At 53.2% G+C, this 25,223-nt stretch carries 22 protein-coding genes; 6 read left to right on the top strand and 16 right to left on the bottom strand.

Features of this window, described 5'->3' with window-relative positions; genetic code table 11:
• Nucleotides 1–3: 3 nt before the first annotated feature.
• The 4 genes from B1748_RS10060 to B1748_RS10045 form a co-directional block, all read right to left on the bottom strand.
• Nucleotides 4–246 (bottom strand): HPr family phosphocarrier protein, encoded by a 243-nt coding sequence (locus B1748_RS10060; RefSeq protein WP_087567757.1) that lies wholly within the window; start codon nt 244–246, stop codon nt 4–6.
• A 105-nt stretch (nt 247–351) separates the two neighbouring features.
• Entirely contained in the window at nt 352–1,467 is a 1,116-nt protein-coding gene (locus B1748_RS10055) for an aminopeptidase (protein ID WP_087567756.1), read from the bottom strand.
• A gap of 88 nt (nt 1,468–1,555) precedes the next feature.
• Nucleotides 1,556–2,299 carry a hypothetical protein gene (locus B1748_RS10050; protein ID WP_087567755.1) on the bottom strand — a complete coding sequence of 248 codons (744 nt, stop codon included), beginning with the start codon at nt 2,297–2,299 and terminating at the stop codon, nt 1,556–1,558.
• Between the two features lie 149 nt (nt 2,300–2,448).
• Nucleotides 2,449–4,356: a sensor domain-containing diguanylate cyclase gene (locus B1748_RS10045; protein WP_087567754.1), complete on the bottom strand. Its 1,908-nt coding sequence runs from the start codon at nt 4,354–4,356 to the stop codon at nt 2,449–2,451.
• 387 nt (nt 4,357–4,743) lie between these two features.
• On the opposite strand from B1748_RS10045, the gene rpsD reads away from it, so the two are divergent.
• Nucleotides 4,744–5,343, top strand: coding sequence for a 30S ribosomal protein S4 (gene rpsD, locus B1748_RS10040; protein WP_087567753.1), 600 nt, complete (start codon nt 4,744–4,746; stop codon nt 5,341–5,343).
• Between the two features lie 104 nt (nt 5,344–5,447).
• Here the strand turns inward: rpsD and B1748_RS10035 are convergent, their stop codons facing one another.
• Together B1748_RS10035 and B1748_RS10030 are read right to left on the bottom strand one after the other, a co-directional pair.
• Entirely contained in the window at nt 5,448–7,010 is a 1,563-nt protein-coding gene (locus tag B1748_RS10035; protein WP_256975603.1) for a flotillin lipid rafts scaffold protein FloT, read from the bottom strand.
• A 48-nt stretch (nt 7,011–7,058) separates the two neighbouring features.
• Nucleotides 7,059–7,592 carry an NfeD family membrane protein gene (locus B1748_RS10030; RefSeq protein ID WP_087567752.1) on the bottom strand — a complete coding sequence of 178 codons (534 nt, stop codon included), beginning with the start codon at nt 7,590–7,592 and terminating at the stop codon, nt 7,059–7,061.
• A 329-nt stretch (nt 7,593–7,921) separates the two neighbouring features.
• On the opposite strand from B1748_RS10030, the gene B1748_RS10025 reads away from it, so the two are divergent.
• A complete protein-coding gene (locus B1748_RS10025) occupies nt 7,922–11,017 on the top strand; it encodes a transglycosylase domain-containing protein (RefSeq protein WP_087567751.1) in 3,096 nt (1,031 codons plus the stop codon).
• Nucleotides 11,018–11,192: 175 nt separating this feature from the next.
• On the opposite strand, the gene acsA is transcribed toward B1748_RS10025, so the two are convergent.
• Nucleotides 11,193–12,917 carry an acetate--CoA ligase gene (gene acsA / locus B1748_RS10020; RefSeq protein WP_087567750.1) on the bottom strand — a complete coding sequence of 575 codons (1,725 nt, stop codon included), beginning with the start codon at nt 12,915–12,917 and terminating at the stop codon, nt 11,193–11,195.
• Between the two features lie 204 nt (nt 12,918–13,121).
• On the opposite strand from acsA, the gene B1748_RS10015 reads away from it, so the two are divergent.
• Both B1748_RS10015 and B1748_RS10010 read left to right on the top strand, forming a co-directional pair.
• Nucleotides 13,122–13,757 carry a GNAT family N-acetyltransferase gene (locus B1748_RS10015; protein ID WP_087567749.1) on the top strand — a complete coding sequence of 212 codons (636 nt, stop codon included), beginning with the start codon at nt 13,122–13,124 and terminating at the stop codon, nt 13,755–13,757.
• A 41-nt stretch (nt 13,758–13,798) separates the two neighbouring features.
• On the top strand, nt 13,799–14,977 hold the full coding sequence (locus tag B1748_RS10010; protein ID WP_087567748.1) for an acetoin utilization protein AcuC: 1,179 nt from the start codon (nt 13,799–13,801) through the stop codon (nt 14,975–14,977).
• Between the two features lie 97 nt (nt 14,978–15,074).
• On the opposite strand, the gene B1748_RS10005 is transcribed toward B1748_RS10010, so the two are convergent.
• The 4 genes from B1748_RS10005 to B1748_RS09990 all read right to left on the bottom strand — a co-directional run bounded on the left by B1748_RS10005 (nt 15,075) and on the right by B1748_RS09990 (nt 17,991).
• Entirely contained in the window at nt 15,075–15,773 is a 699-nt protein-coding gene (locus B1748_RS10005) for a 5'-methylthioadenosine/adenosylhomocysteine nucleosidase (RefSeq protein WP_087567747.1), read from the bottom strand.
• 5 nt (nt 15,774–15,778) lie between these two features.
• Nucleotides 15,779–16,783, bottom strand: coding sequence for a catabolite control protein A (gene ccpA, locus B1748_RS10000; RefSeq protein WP_087567746.1), 1,005 nt, complete (start codon nt 16,781–16,783; stop codon nt 15,779–15,781).
• 229 nt (nt 16,784–17,012) lie between these two features.
• Entirely contained in the window at nt 17,013–17,426 is a 414-nt protein-coding gene (locus B1748_RS09995) for a hypothetical protein (RefSeq protein WP_087567745.1), read from the bottom strand.
• Nucleotides 17,427–17,553: 127 nt separating this feature from the next.
• The gene (locus B1748_RS09990; RefSeq protein WP_087567744.1) at nt 17,554–17,991 is read right to left on the bottom strand and encodes a VanZ family protein; all 438 of its coding nucleotides are present in this window, start codon (nt 17,989–17,991) and stop codon (nt 17,554–17,556) included.
• A 74-nt stretch (nt 17,992–18,065) separates the two neighbouring features.
• Between B1748_RS09990 and B1748_RS09985 the strand changes: the two genes are divergently transcribed.
• Nucleotides 18,066–18,596, top strand: a complete 531-nt coding sequence (locus B1748_RS09985) for a type 1 glutamine amidotransferase domain-containing protein (protein ID WP_087567743.1) — start codon at nt 18,066–18,068, stop codon at nt 18,594–18,596.
• Here B1748_RS09985 and ptsP read toward each other — a convergent pair.
• The 5 genes from ptsP to B1748_RS09960 form a co-directional block, all read right to left on the bottom strand.
• Nucleotides 18,593–20,335: a phosphoenolpyruvate--protein phosphotransferase gene (gene ptsP, locus B1748_RS09980; protein ID WP_087567742.1), complete on the bottom strand. Its 1,743-nt coding sequence runs from the start codon at nt 20,333–20,335 to the stop codon at nt 18,593–18,595. The genes B1748_RS09985 and ptsP overlap by 4 nt on opposite strands.
• Nucleotides 20,332–22,218 carry a glucose PTS transporter subunit IIA gene (locus tag B1748_RS09975; RefSeq protein ID WP_087567741.1) on the bottom strand — a complete coding sequence of 629 codons (1,887 nt, stop codon included), beginning with the start codon at nt 22,216–22,218 and terminating at the stop codon, nt 20,332–20,334. The genes ptsP and B1748_RS09975 overlap by 4 nt, the downstream gene beginning before the upstream one ends.
• A 187-nt stretch (nt 22,219–22,405) precedes the next feature.
• Nucleotides 22,406–22,843, bottom strand: coding sequence for a CoA-binding protein (locus tag B1748_RS09970; protein WP_087567740.1), 438 nt, complete (start codon nt 22,841–22,843; stop codon nt 22,406–22,408).
• Between the two features lie 64 nt (nt 22,844–22,907).
• Entirely contained in the window at nt 22,908–24,200 is a 1,293-nt protein-coding gene (gene aroA, locus B1748_RS09965; protein ID WP_087567739.1) for a 3-phosphoshikimate 1-carboxyvinyltransferase, read from the bottom strand.
• 25 nt (nt 24,201–24,225) lie between these two features.
• A complete protein-coding gene (locus B1748_RS09960; protein WP_087567738.1) occupies nt 24,226–24,780 on the bottom strand; it encodes a shikimate kinase in 555 nt (184 codons plus the stop codon).
• A 141-nt stretch (nt 24,781–24,921) separates the two neighbouring features.
• On the opposite strand from B1748_RS09960, the gene B1748_RS09955 reads away from it, so the two are divergent.
• Nucleotides 24,922–25,215, top strand: coding sequence for a BRO-N domain-containing protein (locus tag B1748_RS09955; protein ID WP_087567737.1), 294 nt, complete (start codon nt 24,922–24,924; stop codon nt 25,213–25,215).
• The last annotated feature ends 8 nt before the right edge of the window (nt 25,216–25,223 follow it).

The following is a 25,223-nucleotide window of genomic DNA, read 5'->3' as shown; positions in this document are numbered from 1 at the left end:
TGATTAATCCGAAATGACATTAACGTTAAGATTGTGTTTCGCGAACACGGCTGCCATTGCTTTTTTAGCCTCTTCCGCGTCCGGTCCGTGTACATGAAGCTCGTAGGAATGACCGCCGACCAAAGTCGTGAACAGACCCAGGATACTCTTTACGTCGATATATTTGCTCTCGGCTTGCAATACGATCGATGAAGTAAATTGGCTGGCTGTTTGGGAGATTTCTACAATTGCTGCGTTATTGGACATGGGCGTTCCCTCCAGTTGAATTAGTAATGCTTTCCTTTGTCACCATGATACTCTGAATCGTGGTATCCATCAAGGGGGCTGGTGAAAAAAACGCTTCATTAGCAATTATTTCAAGCGATCCGGGTTCAATCCTTCCAATTCCGGCAGAACGAACAATCCGTCCTTGCGGATCAGCACGTCGTCAAAATAAATTTCGCCGCCGCCATATTCCGGACGTTGGATGAGCACGAGGTCCCAGTGAATGGAGGAGCGGTTGCCGTTGTCCGTCTCTTCGTACGCCTGACCCGGCGTAAAGTGCAGACTGCCAGCGATTTTCTCGTCAAACAGAATATCGTTCATGGGATGCAGAATGTAAGGGTTGAAGCCGATCGCGAATTCGCCGACGTAGCGCGCTCCTTCGTCGCTATCCAGTATTTCGTTCAAGCGTGCCGTATCGTTGCTCTCCGCCTTGACAATCCGCCCATTTTCGAACGTCAGCGTCACGTTCTGGAACGAGGTGCCGGAATATTCGCTAGGCGAATTGTAGGCAATCGTGCCGTTTACGGAATCCCGCACCGGCGCGGAGAACACTTCGCCGTCGGGGATGTTGCGATGGCCGCAGCATTTTTTGGAACCGATGTCCTTGATGGAGAAGCGGAGATCCGTGCCCGGGGCTACGATTCGCACGCGGTCCGTCCGGTTCATCAACGCCTGCAACGGGTCCATCGCCTTCTCCATGCGGGAATAATCCAGATTGCATACGTCAAAGTAAAAATCCTCGAACGACTCCGTGCTCATTTTCGCAAGCTGTGCCATGGAGGGGTTCGGGTACCTTAGAACGACCCACTTGGTTTTCTTTACGCGTTGTTCCATATGTACGGGATTCCGATAGATTCGGTCATACAGCTTCATTTTATCGTCCGGCACGTCGGACAAGTCATTTGCATTGTCGCCGGATCGAATCCCAATGTACGCCTGCATATTTTTCATACGTTCCAGATCAAGCTCTGCCCAAAGCCGAAGTTGCTCCTCCGACGCATGAATCAGCATCGTTCGCAAAATGGATCGGTCGCTGTATTCTACGAACGGTCTCCCGCCGCGCTTGGCGACCTCCTCGATCAAACATTTGGTCAATTCCTTTTCGCCGCCTATCATATCGATCAAGACGTTTTCCCCTGGCTGTATGTTCAGCGAATACTGGACCAGGTTCTGGGCCAGCTTCTGCAATCTTGGATCTCTCATATGCGTGTCACTCCTTCTGATGGTGTTCGGCCCAAGGCCTGCCTATGATTCCCCGGGCATCCATCTTCATCCTATCATGATTCCTGCTTCATTGCACAGAGTCTTCGGCGGAGCCCTCGAACTTCTCGAATCGGACAGACGTATGCCGGGACTCCTTAATCGGCGTACCGCCGCGTTCGTATTCGAAGCTTGTTAATTCCTCCATCTTGATGGGAAGCAGGCGCTGCTTGTCGATGACGATATCGTACCGAGAAGTCGCATGAAGCCGTGACAACATTTCCTCCAGCTCCTTCTTGGACTGCGCAAGGATGGTATCCCGCTTCTCGGATACGTTTAAAGCAATTAATGTGTCCACTCCGGAAACGCCCGCGATATCGTCGAATTGCTGCCGAAGCAAGCTGTCCCAGCGAGCCGTCGTAACGTCCGATTTCTCTTCGACCCGAATCGTCAACGTCTTGATTGCTCCGGACTCCGTCTCCGTCACGCCCTCATGGATAATCGTTACGCCCGCATTGGCATCATTAAGCTTGCCAAGTACATCCACCGGATTCCAGCTTACGGGGTCCTGCTCATCGGATTGAATCGTTAGCTGCTTATGGCGGGTAACTTTGCCTTCGAACATCTGCGGCTTGAACATCAGCTCCTCGTTCATCCCCATGCTGATCGCTCCCGTGAAATGGTATTGATCCATGGCGGCCAGACCAGAATAGGCCATCGACAGCCACTCCTCCGGCGATCTATGATCCGCATCAGCTGCGCAGCCGGCAGCAGCCACCGACATTGTCAGCGTCAACAGTAACGCGGCGAACGCTCTCATTCGCACCGACTTCATACACAAATCCATTCCCTCCCTAATATCGCGCTTCTGCTTCTATCCTCCCAACATAAGCCCTATGTTATGCGTTAATTCGAAGAACTGAACAATCCTATGGTACAAAGAAAAGCGCCTCGCAAGAGGCGCCCGTCGGATTACAATTCTATTTATGTCGAACTGCCGACTATGATACAGTTCCTGCCTTTGTTCTTGGCTTCGTACAGGGCCATGTCCGCTCTATAGAACAAGGATTCTACGCTTACCTTCTCCTGGTCAAAGGTCCACTCCGAGACGCCGCAGGACACCGTTACGGAAGGCTCCGTTTCTTCGGCGACTTGCTTTCGGATACGTTCTGCGACTCGCAGCGCCTGCTCCGTGCGAACACCGGGCAGATAGATGGCAAGTTCCTCCCCGCCCCACCTGGCAGCGATATCGTCCTGGCGAATCGCCCCCGCAATAATACGGCTTACCTGGATGAGAATCCGATCCCCTACTTGATGGCCGTACGTATCGTTTACACGCTTGAAGAGATCAATATCGACGAGGATTAGCGAACCGAACGGATCCTTGCGTTGACGGCGCTGAATCTGCTCGTCCAGGTAGTGCCTCGCATGCAGCCCCGTCAAATTGTCGGTGATCACCATTCTTCGCACCTCGGCATGCAGCGACGCGTTTGTCACCGCTAATCCGATATGGGTGCTCATGACCTGCAGCAACTTATAGTTCTCATAGGAGAAGAAATTTTGTTGCTTATGGGTCACGAGAATAACGCCAATTACTTCTCCGTCGCCAAAGATCGGCGCAGCGATCAGGGAGCGCGAGCCCGTATTGTCCATCAGCCTGGAGGATACGACTCTAGTATTCCAATAATCGGATATAATAAGAGGCTCCTTCGTTCGATAGATCATTCCGCAGAAACCGTACTCCGGCGAGAACGTCTCGCTGGCCATCGAGGGTATGTTGCTTGATTTCACCTCGAACACGTCTTTCTTGGGATTAAGCTGGAGCACGCAGCAATAATCGGCATCAAAGATCGTAAGCAGCTCCGTCGTCGCGAACTGGAAAATCTCCCTCAGCTTAAGCGACTGATTGAGACGCTTGGTCATATCGTTAATAAGACGGAGCTCATTGATCAGCAGATTGGACTGCTCGTACAACTTCGCGTTCTCGAAGGCCGAGCCTGCCGTGTCGGCAATAAGCAGGAACGCGGGGAGATCGAGCTCGTCGCTCCTTTTCCCCGCACTAATAGTAATACACAAAACGCCATACGCAGCTTGCTTGCCGGATAACGGGATTGCCACGCGGGTATTGCCGTCGCGATCCTTCTCCTTTGCCGGATTACCGTCCAGGAAAGCCTTGGCCACTATATCATGAGCCGTATTTTTAAAGACAAGCGGACGTATGCGGGGGTCGCCCTCCACATAATCCTGGGACAGATAGAGATATACTTCCGATTGCGGATATAACGTCTCCAGGCTGCGGAGCATCTCGTTTAGGACGGATGTGACGTCGATCTGGTCGTACAACCGCTTGGCAGCCTGAAAGAGCTCGTCTCTCCGGCTCGATTCTTGGCTGCTTCTTTCCTGCGTGAGCAGAAGATCCTTTACATACACCCGCTCGAATACGCGGTAGAAGCATCCCCGGTAATGCAGGGCTTGCGCGCCAAGTTCCCCTTCTCCCATTTGCGTACCCGCAGGAGCGACGTACACAAGAATAGCGAACAATTTATCGCAATGGCGACGGAAGATCGGGGTTCCCGCAACGAACCACTCCCCATACTCCGTACTATAGAACGCAAGGTTGTCCAGAACGGACCTTACGGCGGTTTGTACAATTTCCTCGGTTCCGATTCCCGCTAAGGTTGAACTTTCACTCGCGCCTGCCGAGCCGTGGCACTTCGCATCTTTGCCGTATATTCCGTATTGACCGCTTCGGAATGCCGTCATGCCCGATGCCTCCGCGCTCCATTCGAGAAATGCTTCCTCTAACAAGGCAGGAAGATAAGGCTCGTCCGCATCATGAATATCTTCATTGGCTAACCAGATGGAATGGCGTTCCTTTCGGTCATTGACCATGCAGCACCTTACCCTTCCTCAGTTGTAACAGGGCGATGAGATTGCTAATTCTATCAACATCATACTTTATTTTTATGATTTTTGCACTAGTCTTTCCATATTTTATAGGACTTTAGCCACCTTTTATGGAGCTATAGGGTTTTGAAATACGAAGACGATTCTGCTATTCGCACAATCCTCCTTGACTTTTCCGCTATAAATCATATAATATTTATTGTTGAATACATGGGCGTACGGTTTTGTGTCACCCTCAGGAATAAGGTTCGCTGCATGGCCAGCGGCTGAAGTGTCATCAGGGACGAGAATTGACTTGTCCACCCGAACGTTATTCCGCGAAACACAACCCCATTCTCAAAATTTACTTTGTTGAAGGAGTTAATACGAGACATGGCACGTTATACAGGACCTAAATTTAAACTTAGCCGCCGCCTTGGCATTTCCCTTAGCGGTACTGGCAAAGACTTGAAACGCCCTTTCCCTCCGGGACAGCACGGCCCTAACCAACGCAAAAAGCTTAGCGGCTACGGCGTTCAATTGCAAGAGAAACAAAAGCTTCGCCACATGTACGGCATGAACGAGAAGCAATTCCGCAACTTGTTCGACAAAGCTGCCAAGATGAAAGGTATCGCCGGCGAAAACTTCATGGCGTTGCTGGAAAGCCGCCTGGACAACCTGGTATACCGTCTGGCATTCGCGAACTCCCGTGCGGGCGCTCGTCAGCTTGTTGCCCACGGTCACGTTACCGTTAACGGCAAAAAAGTCGACATCGCTTCCTACACAGTGGCAGTTGGCGACGTTATCGGACTTCGCGAGCGCAGCCGCGGCCTGAAATCCATCAAGGAAGCTCTGGAAGGTCGTCATCACCTCCCGAACTACCTGGAATTCAGCGAGCAAGCTGTAGAAGGCAAATACGTGCGTCTTCCTGACCGCGCCGAGCTTTCGCAAGAAATCGATGAGAAACAAATCGTCGAATTCTACAGCCGTTAATCGCCTGAAGAACATTATTTACGAAGAAAAAGCCTTGAACCCGGCCGGGTTCAAGGCTTTTTTTAATAGTTGTCCAAAGGCACATCCGCTAAGATACGATCCCTCTACGATTTGTCTGTTTTTGGTACTTCCATTGCTGTGGGAGCGATAGCCGGCTTGATTTTCGCTATAGCCTCCTCCACTGGATTTGATGCAGCAGGCGCAGACGGAGCGATCGCCTTCGAAGTCAGCCCCTGGATCAGCTGATTCACGTCGATGCCTGATACGCTTTTTAGCATCTCAGGCGCTGTCGACATCAACGAGGTTACGTAATTGCTTAGTCGTGCCGCTCCTTCTCCGTTGCCCGTATCGACTACGGTCAGCTTATCGATCGAGCTGATCGGCTCGGCAACCTTGCCAGCGAGCTCTGGCAGCATTTTGACGATAATATCCAGGACGGCCGCTTCTCCGAACTTCGCGAACGCTTCCGCCAGCTTTTCCTTCGCCTCGGCTTCAGCGAGACCGCGCAGCCGGATAACCTCCGCCTCCGCCGTACCTTTGGCTTTCTCCGCTTCCGCCACCGCAAGACCTTCCAAACGTTTCTGAGCCGCTTGCGCCTTCGCTTCCGCTTCAATCCGGTATTGCAGCGCATCGGCTTCGCGAATCCGCTTGGCCTTGTCTGCTTCCGCCGCTTGTTCGACGGCGTAACGATCGGCGTCCGCCTTCTTCTTAACCTCGGCGTCATATTGTTTCTCGCGACGCAGAATCTCTTTGCCTTCGAGGTCGATTTCGCGCTCCTTGCGGACGAGCTCTACCTTCATTTGCTCCTCGACCACGCTTTGCTTCGCGCGCGCTTCTTGAATAGAGTAAGCCTGGTCGGCTTCCGCCTTTGCCGTATCCTGATCGCGCTTGAAGGAGGCTACCTTCATCTCTTTATCCTTCTCGGCTTCCGCGATGTTGGTATCACGCAGCAACTCCGCCTTCTGTCCGGCCTCCGCTGCATGCGCCTTCTGTATTCTCGCATCCCGTATAGCTTCGGCTTCGGCGATGTCGGCATCGCGCTTGACGGCTGCGATACGCGGCTTGCCGAGAGCATCCAAATAACCGTGTTTGTCGCGCAGATCCTTGATTGTAAACGAAACGATCTGCAAACCCATCTTCTTCAAATCCTTCGCTGCCACGCCCTGTACCTCTTGCGCGAACTTATCGCGGTTACGGTACACTTCTTCTACCGTCATTGAACCGAGAATCGCGCGCAGATGACCTTCGAGCACTTCTTGTGCTTCGCTTTTTAAACCTTCTGTCGGCTTGCCAAGGAACTGCTCCGCGGCAGTCGCCACGTCTTCCATCGCGCCGCCGATCTTGATGATCGCCACGCCATCGGCCATGACGGGAACGCCTTGCTCCGTATACACTTCCGGCGTAGATACGTCCAGCTTGTGGGACAAGAGCGACAAGTACTCGGCCTTCTGAAATACCGGCAGGATGAAGGCGCCCCCGCCCCGAATGATTTTTACCTTGCGGCCCGATTCGTCCACGAGCGAGTTGCGGGATCCAAGGAACGATCCCGTAACGAGCATCGCCTCGTCCGGACTCACCGTCTTGTACCTCGCCCAAAAGGCAAGACCCAATACGACAAGCACACCTACAACGATAAGGGGAATGATCAAATATTCTGGCAAATTCATGTACAGCATGACTCCTCTCATAATAAAGTACACTTACGACTGTTTCGTTTAGATGCTCAGATTCACTTCGGAGACGTATAACACACTATCCTTCACTTCCACGACGACGACTTTCGCCGAGCCGGATATGGGCTGCTGATCGAAGCTGGCTGCGATTTGGTTCGTTACGCCCGCTCCGGCCCGTATCATCACTTCGCCATAACCCGTCGCGGGGATCGGAATCGTTACCTCGCCGAGCGTGCCGGCCAGGGATTGGAGCGTGAACGCAATGGAGTTCTCGCTATTCTCCATGGGCCTTACGTACAGGAAGAACACCGCCGCTCCAAGAGCGATGGCAATCAGGACGGCGAGCAGCACGACGATCCATTCGCCTAGCGACGTGTAGCGGGTCAGCATAAGTCCGGCTCCTCCGAAAGCCGTAATGCCACCAAACAAAGTCATCGGGCTCAGGAAGGCGGGACCTTCCAGCGACAAGAAGTCTAGCGCTCCTTCCATGGCTTGGCTGAGCCAGTCTCCGAATATGACGCTGACAATCGCGAACAGGATGCCTAGCGCCAAACAGGATAAAAATAACGTTTCCATCTTCCACCTCCATCCCATGGTCTCCAGAACCTGTAATCTTTACCGTAATTAATACGGCCGACCTGCTACAAAAGTTGCTAAAAAAATTCGACAAACTTCACTTTTTTTCAGGCTTTTTTCATTTAATGACATGAAAACTCTCCCCCTTTACTTATTATACAAAACTTTTCCGCCTCGTCATGCGTTTAACAATAAGATAAGATTCTTTTTTTCTTGCCGCCAATCCGTAACGAACTGTACGGCACAGCCCTGCTGAACGGCCGAATACATGAACCGAATATCGTTTTGTGCTATAATGGTAATGCTATTTTGGAGGAGGAGTTATAAGCATGCAAGAGGATACAAAGCCATCGCGGAAGCCCTACGGCAAATGGCGAATGTTCGGACTAGTATCATTTATCACAGTGAAATGGATTATTTACTTCGGCATCTTCTTCGGCCTGCTCGCAGGAGGAGCCGTAACGGGTTATGTCGCCGCTCTCGTCAAAGACGAGGAAGTTCGGCCGCAATCCGTCATTCAGGACAAGGTCGGCGAATATTCGATGACGGGCTATGTCTACTTCAACGACGACTCGCTGGTCGGCCAGCTTCGGACAGACGAAGACCGGATCGTTGTGGAGTACGACGACATCCCGCAAAGCGTCATCAACGCTCTGCTGGCAACGGAGGATAATGAGTTCTTCGAACATAAAGGCGTGAGCGTCAACGGTCTCGGCCGCGCCGTCAAGCAGAAGCTGTTTAATGAAGATACGCAGACGGGCGGCAGTACGCTGACCCAGCAGCTCGCCAGACGGGTGTTTCTCAACCTGGACAAAACGGACAGCCGCAAAATCAAAGAAATATTTTTGTCGCTCAGGATGGAACGGTACTTAACGAAAAAAGAAATATTGGCTGCCTACTTGAACAAGATGCCGTTCGGCAACGGCTCCAACGGTTATCAGGTATTCGGCATTCAAGCCGCTGCCAAGGGCATATTCGGAATCAGCGATCTCAAAAAGCTCAATATTGCCCAGTCGGCTTATCTGGCTGGCTTGCCGCAGCTCCCATCCTTGTACAATGCTTTCACGGGGACGGGCAAATTTAATGAAGCCGGCTTCGAACGCGCAGTAAAGCGCCAGCAGCTCGTATTGTCGCGAATGCTGGAAACGGGAAGAATTACGCAGGCGGAATACGATGAAGCGATTAAATTCGATACAAGGGCCTCAATTGCTCCGCCAAGCGAGAAAGCCTATACGACTTACCCCTACCTCATGCTGGAGGCGGAGCGTCAGGCGGCCGAAGCCCTGCTCATGCAGGAGGACCCATCCTTGACGAAGGAAGCCCTTCGCGGCAAGGAAAACGCGGAGCTGATCGAACAGGCAAGGGAACAGTTGCTTCGTGGCGGATATCATGTCTACACCACGATCGACAAGCAAGTGTACGACATCATGCGCAAGATCGGCAGCAACGAAGAAAACTTCACGCCTTACAGCGAGAAGAAGGGTCTGGAGCAGACTGCCGCAATCATGCTGGATCATAAGACCGGCGCCATTATCGGTATGCTGGAAGGCCGCGACTTCTACGAGGAGCAGATGAACTTCGCGACGCAGATGATCCGCCAGCCGGGCTCCACGATGAAGACGCTGGCTGCCTATCTGCCCGCCATCGATTCCGGCATCATCCAGCCGGCGAGCATCATCGACGATGCCCCGCTCGTGCTCAGCGACGGACAGAAGGGTTATCATATCCCGATGAACGTCAATCGGAAGTTCACGGGACTCGTAACGGCGCGCGACGCGCTAAACCGCTCCATGAACTTGCCGGCACTGAAAATTTTCAACGAAGAAGTAACGATCGAAAAGGCTTGGGAGTTCGTCCGGGAGCTCGGCATCACCACGCTGCAGCCTGAGGATGCGTATTCCCAGACCGGCGTTATCGGCGGACTGCGGCTCGGCGTCTCGGTAGAAGAGATGACCAACGCTTACGGCGCCATCCCGAATCAAGGCGTATTCAACGACGCATACATGATCGAAAAAATTACGGACGCGAACGGCAAGATCGTCTACGAGCATAAAGCTCAGCCTAAGCAAGTATTTTCGGAGCAGACGGCCTTCCTGATGACCGACATGTTGAAGACGGTTATTTCCAGCCCGTCGGGCTCAGGCAACGCTATCTCGAAGCAATTCAAACAATATGGCAAGATTCCGATCGCAGGCAAAACAGGATCTACGCAAAGCTACGGCGATGTATGGTTTATGGGCTTCTCTCCTGATGTTACGCTAGGCGTTTGGGCCGGCTATGAGGAGCAGGTCAATTCCCTGTCCAACAACGGACGAACACGGGCACGTTCGATCTGGACACTAATTATGAACGAGGTGTCGGAACAGAAGCCCGGCCTGTTTAATACAGAAGAATTCCCGAAGCCGGATGGCATCGTCAAGGCTACCGTATCATCGGCAAGCGGTCTTCTGCCAAGCTCGCTGACGAGTTCGGCCGGCATGTCCGTCACGGACTGGTTCAACAAGGAATTTTTGCCTAAGAAGAAGGACGACGCCCTCGTCAGTATGAAGCTGATTACGTACAAAGGCATCAACTACGTGCCTAACGAGCTTACGCCGGACGATATGCTCAAGGAAAAGGTCGTCATTAAGCGCAAAAAGCCGTTGGACGAACTGATGGATGAAATTCAAGCAGCGCAAGCGAAGCTGCCAGCCAGCAGCAGACGTCCTATGGAAATCTACATCCCGGCTGATGCGGGCAACGACGCTCCGTCCAAGACGGACCCGCGCAGTGATGATGGCGCAGCCCCTGCTCCGCCGGTCGACGTAAAGATGGCTCAAGGCGGCAATGGCTCGCTGACGATTACGTTCAAGGACAGCCCGTCGGCGGATGTGGTCGGTTATCGAATCTACCGCTCTACGAATGCGGGGGCTTACGAGAAGTTCGGCAGCTCGCTGCTGTTCGGAGATGAGTATTCTTCATCCTTTACGGCTTCCGCGACAGATAGCACAACCTATTATGTTGTGGCGGTCGACGTTGTCGGCAAGGAATCGGCTCCGAGCGCGATTATGTCGAACGGCGTGGTGCCTGGCTTACCAGAAATCCCTTCCATCCCAGGACTGCCTGGCGACGGCAATGAAGGCGGCAACGAGGGTAACGGCGGTTCGGAAACGGGAGCTGCGCCTTCCGCTCCTACAGGCTTGCAGGCCGAAAGCTCTGCTCTAAGCGTAGTCGTGAGCTGGGCTGCGAACCCGGTGTCTGATCAAGTCACTACCTATCATATCTATTACAGCTCCGGCAATGATGACAATTACATGCTGCTGGGCTCGACCTCGCAAACGAATTACGAGCATGTCTCGCCGTTTGCGACAGGCACCTATTACATCGTAGCGGAAAATGCGGCAGGTCATTCGTCACCTTCCTCGAAGATAAAGATCGTGGGCTGACGCCGAATCTGATCAAAACAGAAAGAAGGGTTATTCCGAGGTTGTGAACCTCGGAATAACCCTTTTTATGAATTAAAGGAAAGTATATGATTTCATCATACTTTCTCTATAATTCTCGGAACGAAACGCGCCCCGCCGCCAAAGGACGGCGTAGCCGTTTCGCCTTGTCCGAAACTTAATCTTCGATTGTGGACAGATCTCCTGTCGGCAGGTTAAGCTCCCACGCCTTCAGCACGCGCCGCATAATCTTGCCGCTGCGCGTCTTTGGCAGCTTATCCTTAAATTCGATCTCGCGAGGAGCGGCATGTGCCGACAAGCCGACCTTGACGAATTGGGAAATCTCCTTTTTAAGCTCCTCAGTCGGCTCGTAGCCTTCGCGAAGCGCAATGAACGCCTTAATAATCTCGCCGCGCACCATGTCCGGCTTGCCGATGACGCCCGCTTCCGCTACGGCAGGATGCTCGACGAGCTTGCTTTCTACCTCGAACGGTCCTACGCGTTCGCCGGCTGTATTGATAACGTCATCGATACGGCCCTGGAACCAGAAGTAACCATCCTCATCCATATATGCAGAGTCACCGGACACATACCACCCCTTCAAGCGGAAATATTCCTCGTACTTGGAAGGATTGTTCCATACCTTGCGCATCATGGCAGGCCAAGGCGTCCCAATAGCCAGATTGCCCATCCGGTAAGGAGGCACTTCGTTGCCGTTGTCGTCAATGATCGCAGCGCGAATGCCTGGGAGCGGCTTGCCCATGGAGCCCGGCTTAATATCCATGCTCGGATAATTGCAGATGAGCTGTCCGCCAGTTTCCGTCATCCACCAGGTATCGTGAATACGCTGTCCGTAAACCTTCATCCCCCAACGTACAACCTCTGGATTAAGCGGCTCTCCGACGCTCAGCACATGTCGCAGGCTCGACAGGTCATACTGCTTGGACAGGTCGTCCCCTGCTCCCATCAACATGCGGAACGCGGTAGGCGCGCTGTACCAAACCGTGACGCCGTACTTCTGAATGACGTTGTACCAGTCTGCGGGGCTAAAGCGGCCGCCGCGAATGACGTTGGTAGCTCCGTTAAGCCATGGCCCGAAAATGCCGTAAGATGTGCCTGTGACCCAGCCCGGATCGGCCGTGCACCAGTATACGTCGTCTTCCTTCAGATCCAGAACGATCTGTCCGGTATACTTGTGCTGAACCATGGCGTTCTGGACATGGAACACACCCTTTGGCTTACCAGTAGAACCTGATGTATAATGGAGGATAAGTCCGTCTTCACGGTCCAGCCACTCGATCTCGGCTTTATCGGAAGCGGCGGCCATCTCACTCTTGAAGTTCACGATGCCTTCCTCTTCCGGAACATCGTTGCCGAAGACGATAATATGTTTTAACGCGGGCAATTCGTCTCTCTTAATGCGATGCAGCAGAGCAGGCGTGGTCACGATTGCGACCGCTTCGCTGTCTTGCAGACGATCCTTGACGGCCGTCTCCATAAACGCCTCGAACAACGGACCGACGACGGCGCCGATCTTTAAGACGCCTAGAACGCTGAAGTACAGCTCCGGCGTGCGGGGCATGAAGATGAAGACACGTTCGCCTTTGCCGATTCCGAGACCGCGAAGAACGTTCGTGAAGCGATTCGATTGCTCGCTAAGCTGACGGAACGTGTATGTTTCATCCCTTTCATTGTCGCTGTAATGAAGGGCAATCTTGTCCCCTTTACCGTTCTCGATATGGCGCTCGATCGCTTCGTATGCCATATTGACCTTGCCGTTCTCGGTCCAGCTGAACGTGCGTTCGATCTGATCCCACGAGAAGGAAGCGGCCGCTTCTTCGTAATTTTTGAGGTTGGGGTTTGTTGCCGTTGCGGGTATGCGCTCTTGATGTAGGTTGCTCATACTATCACTCTCCCATCAAATCTGGAAATCGCCATCATAGGAAGGCGCTTACATAACACTTTTCCTATTATACCATAAGTCTATTCTATTCGACTACGCTTTTCATTTTCTTGATTGTTTGTTATAAAGAGTAGTATAAAGCAATCAAAATAAAGAAAAAAGCGATCACAATAGTAACTTTCCCGAAAGAAAGGTGTTGATCACTTGGAACATCGCAAACGGCTCCAGACTGAGACAATCCCGATAAACGATAGCCGGGAGCTCATCCTAGAAGGTCCTGTCCCTCCTTCCAGGCTCGCGGATTACAAGATGCATGCAAAGCTGGATGCCTTCCGCCGACCAGCGGAGCAGCATGAAGCGCTGGTTGAAATTGCTGGCCTTGCGGAAGGGCGCATCATCATCGCCCGCGAGGATGACTTGATTGTTGGATATGTAACCTTCCATTATCCCGATGAATTAGAGAGATGGTCGGAGGGTGGCATGACCGACCTCGTCGAGCTTGGCGCAATCGAGGTTGCGAATGACTATCGCGCATATGGAATCGGCAAACGCCTGATCGCCCTGGCTTTCGCCGAGGAGCAGCTGGAGAACATGATCGTATTTACGACGGAATATTATTGGCACTGGGACCTTGAAGGCACCAAGCTCAACGTATGGGATTATCGTAATATGATGGAACGATTGATGAAGTCCGCCGGTATGATCTGGTACGCGACGGACGATCCCGAGATCTGCTCGCATCCCGCCAATTGCCTTATGGTGCGGATCGGCAAGGAAGTTCCGTTATCATCCATCGAACAATTCGACCGTGTCCGTTTCCGTAATCGGTATATGTATTGAAAGTAACGACATTCTCCGCGAGAAAGGAATGGCTTTCGAAAATGGTATCCAACGCTATCTTCATCCATCATTCCGATTCATCCCGTTACAAATTTAATGAGGACCACCCCTTCGACCCCATACGCCAGACGTTGACGATCGACCTGCTTAAAGAAGCCGGCGCCTTAACGGATGACGAGCTGCTCGCCCCTGGCATCGTCTGCAACGACGAATTACTGCAGCTGGTTCATCGGCCAGACTACGTAAACGCTGTCAAAGCGCTAAACAATGAAGCCGACCCTCGCAGTCGGGCGGTAACCGCCGAGCAGTATGGTCTAATGACGGAGGATACGCCTTTTTTCTCCGGCATGCACGAAGCGGCTTCCGCGATCGTGGCCGGCTCAGTAGCGGCCGCAGACGCCGTTATGAGCGGCCGGACGCTGCACGCCTTTCATCTGGCCGGCGGTCTTCATCACGCGTTCCCGGACAAAGCTTCGGGCTTCTGCGTCTATAACGACGCGGCAATCGCCATAGAGTACATCCGTGAACGTTATGGAGCAAGAGTCTTGTATATCGATACCGACGTTCATCACGGCGACGGCGTCCAGTGGGTGTTCTACGCTGATCCCCATGTGTGCACCTACTCCATACACGAAACAGGCAAATATCTATTCCCAGGTACGGGATATGCAGCCGAGAAAGGAGCGGACAGCGGCTTCGGGACTTGCTTTAATATGCCGTTGGAACCGTTTACGGAAGACGAATCCTGGCTGGAGAGCTTCAACAATACGCTTCGCAAGGTCATTGCAACCTTTAAGCCGGATATCATCGTGAGCCAGCATGGCTGCGACGCGCATGCGTACGATCCACTCTCTCATATTCACTGCAGCATGAATATCTATCGCGAAATTCCGGCCATTATACATGAGCTGGCGCATACGTACACAGGCGGCAAGTGGGTCGCGCTCGGCGGCGGCGGATATGACATATGGAGAGTTGTCCCACGCGCCTGGTCCATGATCTGGCTGGAAATGAACGACCACCCTCTGGCTAGCCAATTTCGCGGCCCCGACAGCCCTCCGCTGCCTCAGAGCTGGATAGCCCGCTGGAAGGACCAGAGCCCCGCCCCCCTGCCGACGGCATGGCTGGATGGCGCGGACGACATCCCTCCCGTCCCGAGGCGCGCACAGATCGTGGAGAGCAATCGCATTACGCAAGGCATCGTCATGCAGGATCTTTAAGGTTGTTCCAAAAGTCCGCTTTACCTCAACCCGGCATACTTAACAACAAAGAGCAACCAGGCGAAGCCTTATGGGCCGCTGATTGCTCTTTTTATTGTTATATACGCTGCAGGATATCGTCAATTATGCGATAAGAGTGGTTCGAGGCCTGCACTGTAAAGTCAGCAAAATTGGCATGCGCCGAGCCGTCAGCTTTATCCGACATGGAGCGGATGACGACAAATGGAATGCCGTTCATCTCGCATACCTGCGCGACAGAGGCGCCTTCCATCTCTGCACATGCTCCCTTAAGAGACTGATGCAGCTCCTCTACCTTCTCTTTGCTTGCAATGAACTGGTCGCCGGACAATACGACTCCCGTCAGGCAGCGGCCCGGGAAAAGTCTCTCGCTCGCGCTTGCAGCTAGCTCGATCAGTCCGGGATCAGCCCGAAACACCGAGTTCGGGTGGTACGGAATCTCGCCTAGTTGGTAACCCAGCGGCGAGCAATCCATATCATGCTGGATGCAAGAGCTCGACACAACGATATCGCCAATGTCAAGTCTTGGATCCAACGCGCCCGCAACTCCGGTAAACAAAACATGACTTGCTCCGGCATCCAGCAGCAGCTGCGTACAGACGGCTGCATTTACCTTGCCGACGCCCGACTTGCAATAGATGACATTTTTGCCATGAAGCTTGCCTTCGTAGTACGTAATACCGGCTTTGGTGAACGTGTCCGTTACCCGGACATGCTCATGCAGCCGTTCGATCTCTTCGGCCATTGCTCCGATGATGCCAATCTTGGATGCCGTCATTCTATTTAAATGGCTCCGACCGATTGCCGAACGATGATTTCATGCGGCAATACGACCCTGGCATGCTCTACGTTTTCTTTTTTCATTAATTTGGTCAACAAGCGCATCGACACGGCGCCGATATCATACATAGGCTGTGCTACCGCAGTAAGCTGCGGGCGAACCATGGATGCCATTCGGCTGTTGTCAACGCTGATGACGGAAATATCGCCTGGCACTTGCAGGCCGGCATCCTGGATGCAATGAATCGCACCGATAGCCATCTCGTCCGTGGCCGAGAATATAGCTGTCGGACGCTCGCTCAGATCGATGAAATATTTCATCGCTTCTGCACCGGATTCGTATCTGTAGTTGCCAATACGAACTAATGTATCATCGTATGGCAGACCCGATGTTTCAAGCGCGCGCTTATAGCCTTGGAATCTGGCATATCCGTTGGATGGATCCTGAAGCGTGCCGCTGATCATCGCAATTCGCTTATGGCCTTTGCCTATCAGCTTCATAACGGCATCATATGCCGCCTCCTCGTGATCGATATCCACGGAAGGGATCTGGTTGTTATCATCGCTGGTGGCGCACAAAACGATCGGTACATTCGCCGTCTTGAACGCTTGCAGATGCTCGTCCGTCACCGCGCCGCCCATGAACAGCAGGCCGTCGACTTGCTTCTCCAGCAGGGTGTTGATAACGCGGATTTCCTTATCCTTCTTCTTGTCCGCGTTACACAAAATAATATTGTAATGATACATATTCGCGATATCTTCGATTCCGCGCGCTACCTCCGCGAAGATCGCATTGGAAATATCGGGAATCACGACGCCGACTGTGGTCGTCTTCTTGCTGGCCAGTCCGCGCGCAACCGCGTTGGGACGGTAGCCCAAACGTTCGATTGCTTCATATACTTTTTTTCTTGTTGCCGGCTTCACGTTAGGGTTATTGTTGACAACCCTGGAAACCGTAGCCATGGACACTCCTGCTTCTCTTGCTACATCATAAATGGTTACCGTCACGGATTCTCTCTCCATTTGTTCAGATTTGGATTACATCACTATGGTTCAACCTACATACACCATCGGGCAGTACCCGACTGCAAGGTTCACGCATATGTATCGCACGCCGATTATTAACGTAATCATACGACAAAATATTACTTTTCGCAATGTGAGCGAATAAACGGCAACAAATGGACTTCGGATGAGAACAAGCCATGCGGCAGCCGTTCTGACGAAACGTTCAAGCTTATGTAAGCATCGAGCGTCGGCTAAGCTGCTGCAATCGCTTGTTCAGGTCTGCGATCCAATCCTCGTCTTCCAGCGATTGGGCCAACAGGTACAAGTCCAGCAGATTATTGATTCGATGTTGAATCAAGGCTTCCACGTCCTGGGGCTCCGGAGGTTTCTTGTTCACTTTGGCTTCGACGAGCAGATCCGCCCATTCGTTGCATTCGTTAAACAGGAAGGTTTGTTTGTCGGGCTCGGCTCCGAGCTTGGCGATCAGCCCCGTTAGATCGGGTTTCACTTCAGGAATGACTTCGCTTCTGCTGCAAGCAGTACAGGAGAAGATGGGGACATTATCGATTTCGACTTTGCCGGAATAGATCACCGTACGCAGCTTCATCGTCATGATCTCGCCGCAATGGCATGTTTTACGCAAAATGGGTCAGCTCCTTATTCATGCGGCTCAGCCGCTTACCTCACTGCTTGAGTGCAGCCTCGGGAATGTATAGAGGATTCGACCTTTTTTGCGAAAAGTCCTGCTTAATCGTCCCATGAAATTTTTACTACTTCACGACCTTCCTCCATAAGCGCTTTACAGGAGTAATAGCCGCGACAACCGTCCAGCCTAACGCGCCTATACAGTCGTTTCGAACGTCGGCCGCATCCATCATCCGACCGCCGACCCACGACTGATGGAGCTCGTCCGTCACGCCGTATAAACCGCATAGAACGACAATGAACACCTTGATCAAGGGACGTTCCGCCTTGCCCCCGATCGCGTAATCGAATGTTGCAGCGAGAATGAAATAAGCAACGAAGTGTCCCCAATTAAAGTCCGTCATCCAAGGGAGCCATCGTTGGAAGAATGGCAGCATCGTGTTCAACTCATCGCCGGTCCTGGACGATAACGCAAAGATGACGGCCATCCATACAACGGCTGGCAGCCATCGGATAAGTTGGCGCAAACGCCTCGAAGAGCTGCTTGTTACGGTTTGATTCATATCTGCTCCTTGGATACAATAGGAATGAATAACTTATTGTCAACTGGTATCAATCATCGAAGGGAGAGGTAAATATGTCGTTGAATAATCAAACGGTCATCTGTCTGCTCGATGACGAATTCGAGGATCTGGAATTATGGTATCCCGTATACCGCGTGCGCGAAGCCGGGGCGACTGTTCTGTATGCCGGCCCCGAAAAAGGCAAAAAGCATATCGGCAAATATGGCGTCCCCGCTGTCGCCGACTTGTCTTTTGACGAAGTGAACGCGGCCGACATTGCCGGCTTGCTCGTGCCGGGCGGCTGGGCGCCGGACAAGCTCCGGCGGTACCCCAAAGTGCTAAGCCTCGTGCAGGAGCTAAATGCGGCGGACAAGCCGATCGGCCAAATCTGTCATGCGGGATGGGTGCTCGTCTCTGCGAAAATACTGGAAGGCCGCAAAGTGACCTCGACTCCGGGTATTCGCGATGATATGGAAAACGCCGGAGCTGTTTGGTTTGACGAAGCTGTGGTGGTCGACGGCAATCTGATCTCCGCGCGCCGTCCGCCCGATCTGCCGCCATACGCCAAAGCGTTCGTGGACGCGCTCCAGCAGCGAATGGGCTAACCGTTCGCCGTCTGCTCGTCCTTGAGCTCCATAAACGCCTCCAGCTTGCCGATAATTTCCGAACTCGTCCGGCATTGCTGGAGGTTCCTCCACACTTCCCTGCATTCATCCTGCCTTGTCGAGAGCAAGCGTTCCTTAATTGGCAAGATGGAATGCGCCGACATGCTGAGCCCGTCGACATCCAGGCTGAGCCAGATCGGGAGCGCCCTCATATCTCCCGCAAGCTCTCCGCATACGCCTACCTTGATGCCCCGTTCCTTGGCCGCCTCCACCGTCGTTTTGATCATTCGCAGCAGAGCCGGGTGGAACGGATCATAAAGATGCGATATTTCTTCGTTCATTCGATCAACCGCCAGCGTGAATTGAAGCAGATCGTTTGTACCGATGCTAAAGAAATCCACCTCTTGCGCGAGCAGGTCGGCAATGATAACAGCTGCCGGCACCTCGATCATGACGCCGACCGGGATATTGCGTTCGTATGGAATGCCCTCCGCATCCAGTTCTCTCATCGCTTCGGCAAGCACGACGTTAGCCGCACGGATTTCGTCCACTGAGGTTACGAGCGGATACATCACTTTGACGGCTCCATGGATGCTCGCCCGCAGTATCGCCCGAAGCTGCGTCTTGAACAAATCCTTGCGATCCAGAGAGATCCGGATTGCCCGATAACCCAGGAAGGGATTGTCTTCCTCCGGAATCTCGAAGTAATCCAATTGTTTGTCGCCGCCGATATCCAGCGTTCGAATGACAAGCGGTTCACCGCCGAGCCGTTCCGCTACGCTTCGGTATACCTCATATTGCTCCTCTTCTTTAGGAAAGCGGCTTCGGTCCATGTAGAGAAACTCGGTACGGAACAAACCTACGCCCGTCGCTCCGCCCGCAAGCGCAATCTCCAGCTCCTTAAGCGAGCTGATATTCGCCTCTAACCGCAAAAACTTGCCATCCGGCGTTTCCGCGTTGCATTCCGCAAAGTGCTGCAGCTTCCGCTTGGCCTCCGTCTGGCGATCGTGCAACTCGTTGTACAGACTGATAATATCTTCCTTCGGATCAATATAGACGGTTCCGTCGCTGCCATCGATAATGAGGGTCTGCCCCGTTACGATCGGCTCTGTCAAACTGGCTTCCACCCCTACTACAAGCGGCACGCCAAGCGCTCTCGCCATAATGGAGGAATGAGAAGTTATGCTGCCTGCCAATGTGACAATGCCCAGCACATGGTCCGGATTAATGTGGGCCAGCTGCGACGGCGACAGCTCCTTGGCAATAAGGATAAACGGCTGCGTATCCGAAGGCAGCGTTACTTCGGGTACGCCAAGCAGATGCTTGAGCAGCCGGTTGCCTACATCCTTGATATCGAGTGCCCGCTCCTTCATATAGTCGTCGTCGAGCAGATCGAACATGGTTACGAAGTGATCGATGGCCTCCTTGACCGCTACTTCTGCCGCTTTGTATTGGCGTTGGATGATGCCTTGAATTTCATTCATGAATACGGGATCGTCGAGAATGGCGAGATGCGCGTCGAAGATTTGACTTTCATCCGAGCCGACGACTTCCCTCAGTTCGTCCTTAATCTGTTGAATCTCGAACTTGGAAGTCCGAATCCCCTCGTACACCCGCTCGAATTCTCTGGCGAAATCCGCGACATCGACCTTGTTGTCCGGTACCTCCCACTCCCAGTTGGGGAGTACGAAAGACTTGCCGATTGCGATGCCCATTGAAGCGCCAATCCCTTGAATCATGTTCGTTTCCCTCCACCATTGCTCTCTTTAAGTACGACTGACATAACCGAAGACTGTCCCTTCTTCACCGCCTTGAACGGCGCGTAACGCCAGGAATGGACAATATCGGAGTTGGTAATGACCATTGGTGTAGCCAAGGACTTGCTCTCCTTACGCACCCTTTGCAGGTTGAACTTGATCAGCAGCGCGCCAGGCAGCACGGAGTCTCCTTCCTTCACGACCGCTTCGAAATAAGACTTGCCTGACAGCTTGGAGGTGTCGATGCCGATATGCAGCAGCACTTCCAGTCCTTCCGGCGTACGAATGCCGATCGCATGCATTGTGGGGTAGATATGGATGACTTCTCCCTTTACGGGAGATACCAGCTCCCCCTTGTCCGGCAAAAAGGCAACGCCGTTGCCGACGAGCTTGCCAGCGAAGATAGGGTCGGGCACTTCATCAAGCGAAATCATGCGGCCTTGAACGGGCGAGTGGAATAATACTTGGGCTTGATCGCGGGTAATGGCCTTAAGCATCTCCTCGCGGATCAGCTCAGAAAACGTGCCGAACACGACCTGAACATGACCTCCGCCAAGCCGGATAACGCCTGCAGCGCCAAGATTGCGCAGCGCGTTGACGTCAATGATTTTATCGTTCGACACCTTCAGTCGCAGCCTTGTTATGCAGGATTCCATCTGCACGATATTCTGCTTGCCGCCGATCGCTTGCAAAATAAGCGGAGCGCGATAAGGAATGTCGCCTGCCCATTCGTCGAGCTGCGAGCCCTCTTCGCGGCCTGGTGTAGGTATCTGGAATCTGGTAATCGCCCAGCGGAAGAGCAGATAATATACCGCGAACACAACAATGCCGATGGGAAGAATGAGCCATCCCCTCGTCGCCAAATGTTTGTTAATTAAAAAGTCGATGGCACCCGCGGAGAAAGAGAAGCCATGTCTGATGCCAAGCTCGTATGTCAGCCACATAATACCGCCGGACAATATAGCGTGTACAACGTACAGATACGGAGCGACGAACAGGAAAGCAAATTCCACGGGCTCCGTCACGCCGGTCAGGAACGAGGCGAGAGCCGCATACAGGAACGTCTTGCGAATCTTCGGCTTCAGATCTTCCCTTGCTTCGTGAATGATAGCAAAAGCGATAGCCGGCAGTGCGAACATCATCGTGGGATACAAACCCGCCATGAAAACGCCTGCCTCGGGATCACCGGCGAAGAAACGCGGCAGATCGCCGTATACCATCGTTCCTCCTTCCGTCTCATAGCCCCCGATTTGGAACCAGAATACGTGGCTGACGAGGTGATGCAGGCCGAATACGACAAGAATACGGTGAATGAAACCGTACAGAAATATGCCGAAACCTCCGCCCGAAGCGACGACGTCGCCGAGCTCCACCATCAAATGCTGAAGGGTCGGAGCAAGATTTACCATCCCGATCGAAAAGAGCAGCGAGAGCACGCTTACAAATATCGGCACGAATCTCGGACCGCCAAAAAACTGAATGTATTCGGGCAATCGCAGATCCTTAAAGCGCTCATAGCTCACGCCGGAGACGATGCCGATCATGGCGCCAATCAGCACGGTAGGCTCAATTTCGGCGCTTGCTTCTGCTGTTATGCCCACGTAGATGGCCATACCGACGAGCGAAGCGATTCCAGCCGACAAGGCGTTTCCGGTCAATCCCAACGAGATGCCCAAAGCGAATATAAAGGGCAGGTACACAAAAATAATATCGCTTGCCGCGCGCAGGTGCTCCGCCATGCCGGGCAAACCGATCCAGTCCCAGGGCAATTGGCTCAAGCTAAGAAACACTGCTGCGGCAGGAAGCACAATCATGGGCAGCATAAACGCTCTGCCTAATTGCTGCAAGCTCCCTATAAACTTCATTTCGTTCTTAACCTCCTGTTGGCCGGTTGCTTCGTTTATGAGATACCCTCATGTACTGAAAATCGGTAAGTATGTCTTATTTGATGTTAAGCGCTGGCTAACTATTTGTCAAAGCCAACGCTAGCCGCAATAATTAAAAGAAAAAAGCGGGCCTAGTCGGCCCGCTTCCGTATGTTCTAAAATTGCTTCATTGTCCTGACTTGCCTTGCGGAAGCAAAATGGAATCCTCCACTTTGATGCAGCGGTCCATGACAACCTCCAGCCCTCCCGCTTCCGCGATAGCAGCCGCTTCATCACTCGCGATGCCGAGCTGGAGCCACAACGTCTTCGCTCCGATCGCCACCGCTTCCTCCGCCACCTCCGGCGTATGCTCGCTGCGGCGGAATACGTTCACGATATCGACCGGAACAGGGATATCCTTGAGGGCCGCATAGGTCGTTTGCCCAAGAATAGGACCTTTTGCCGCCGGATTGACGGGAATGATCGTATATCCCTTTGCCTGCATCGCCTCGGATACCATGTACGAGACGCGGTCCTGCTTGTCCGACAAGCCGACTACCGCGATGTTCTGGCTTGCCTGCAAGATCTCCTTCAACCGTTCTCTGGTTGGATTGCTGAATGTCATGAATCGTGCACCTCCGTCTTGGTTTAAATGCGGCAGCCGGCATGCTGACAGCTGCGCCTACAATCTACTGTACCCATTCCACGTTCGCGCCAAGCGCCCTCAGGTGGTCAAAATAAATCGGATACGACTTCGCCACATGATGCGCGTCGCGGATGCGAATCGGGGACTTGGAACGCAAGCCCACGATAGTCAGCGCCATGATGACGCGATGGTCGTAATGCGCGTTGATCTCTACGCCGCCTTCCACGCCTTCCGGTCTGCCATGCACAATAATTTCCGCTTGGCGTTCTTCCACGTTGGCTCCGGCCTTGCGAAGCTCGTTCAGGTAATCCGTAATGCGGTCGCATTCTTTGTAGCGCAAATTCTCGACGTTGTAGAACCGGGAAGTGCCCTCGGCAAATACCGCCGCCGCAACCATTGCCAGCACGGCATCCGTCGCGTGGTCTCCGTCGAATTCCACGGCTTTCAGCTTGCCGTTCCCCTTTACTCGGACGATATCGTTCTCGTGGGTCAGCGGCGCTTCCATCATACGCAGCACGTCGACAACGGCGCGTTCGCCTTGTTTGCTGTTTTCCACGAGACGATGAACGACGATGTCCGATTCCGTAACGGCTGCTGCCGCCAAAATGGCTGCGGAACCCGGATAATCGCCTTGCACGGAATACGTCTTGGCCGCATACTTCTGTCCCCCGGGAACGCGGAAGCGCATGTAATCCTCATCGGAATGAATGACGATGCCCGCCTGCTCCAGCACCTCCAAGGTCTGTCCTACGACGACCTTGGACTTCAGGTCGTGCAGCACTTCAATCTCGCTGTCCTCTTCCAGCAGCGGAGTAAGGAACAACAGCGCGCTGAGGAATTGGGAGCTGATGTTGCCTGATACTTGAATATGGCCGCCTTTCGGTTGTCCGCCTTGAATGCGGATCGGCAGCTTGCCCTCGCGGTGCTCGATCTTTACGCCCATCGCCGTCAATGACTCGATAAGGTCGTCATGCGGACGTTTGCCCAGCGAATCGGGGTAACGGTTTATGAACGTGACATCCGGGCATAACGAAGCAATCGCCATCAAGAAACGCAGGACGGCGCCGGCATTGCCCACATCCAGTTGTTCCACAGGCTTGGGATTGCGGCCGAAGCCCGTAATCACGATTTTCTCGTCGTCTTCTTCGACGATCGCGCCAAGATCGCGGATGCAGCGGCGCATGGCGTCGCTGTCTTCGCTGTGAGCCGGATAGTAGATCGTGCTTGTGCCTTCTGCAAGAGCAGCGACCAGCAGGTAGCGAGTCGTATAGTTTTTGGAGGAAAGCGCTTGAATTTCTCCCGCTAGACGGGGAGTCGGTGTTACGATAACATCCATCGGTTAAGTCTCCTTTGCCATTCCATTATTCGGTTGCATCGCCAGAGCCGCTTGAAGGACCAGGGGCGTTCCACTCGTTCTTGCATGCAATAATTCTCTCCGCCACATCCTGAACGGACAGGCCCGTTGTATCAATGGCAAGATGGGCGAAGTCGTAAGCGCCGCGGCGTTGTTCCAGCAGCTTGTATACCCGCTCGCGGGCATCGCCTTGCAGGAGGGGACGCTCCTCGTCCTTCGAGACGCGGGCGATAATGCTCTCGGCATCCGCCATTAAAGCAACGACGAGGCTCTTCTCCAGCATGATGCTTCTATTGGATTCGCGCAGCACGGCTCCGCCGCCTGTCGCGATAATTCCCGGTTGTTCCTTGTTCAGCAGATCGGCAATGGCTTCCGATTCCAGATCCCGGAACCGGCCTTCTCCATCGGTGGCGAATATATCCGATATGCTTTTTCCTGCGCGCTTTACAATCTCCTCGTCGCTGTCGAGCCTGGCCCAGCCGAGTCTCGCCGACAGCTCGCGGCTGACGCTGGACTTGCCCGTTCCCATAAATCCGACCAGCACGAGCTTGTTCACTTCCATCTGAGCAATCATCCTTTGCCGTGTTTCTCTCGAAAGCAATTCTTCCATATCATATCATTTTTTTGCAGATTCGGTGTATAAAAAAGTTGGATTAGCCGTATGTATGTTAATGATGCAAACTTTATGCCGAGGAGTGATCCCATGATGAACAGTCCCACCCGTCCCATACACCCGACGGAGCTGCGAATCCGTACCATCCTGAGCCCGGAACACCCGCTCTGCCGCGACGATGTTGTATGGATGCTAGGTTACATTAAAAAAAAGGTGGCTGACGAAGATCCCGCATTCATGGATCTGTCGCAGCCACGTCTCATGAAAAACTTTTTATACTTCGCCGAAGCGGCCATGGCTCTCATTCAGCGCAGGCACTGCAGCGACCAGGAGGCGGACCGCCTGCGCGATTGGCTGCGCGAAGCGTCCCATGGCCTGGCCTGACAGCGCTA

Source organism: Paenibacillus sp. MY03 (assembly GCF_002165585.1).
GTDB lineage: Bacteria > Bacillota > Bacilli > Paenibacillales > Paenibacillaceae > Pristimantibacillus > Pristimantibacillus agaridevorans.
Note: the sequence above shows the minus strand (reverse complement) of the source record. Positions and strands in the feature narration are given on the sequence as shown.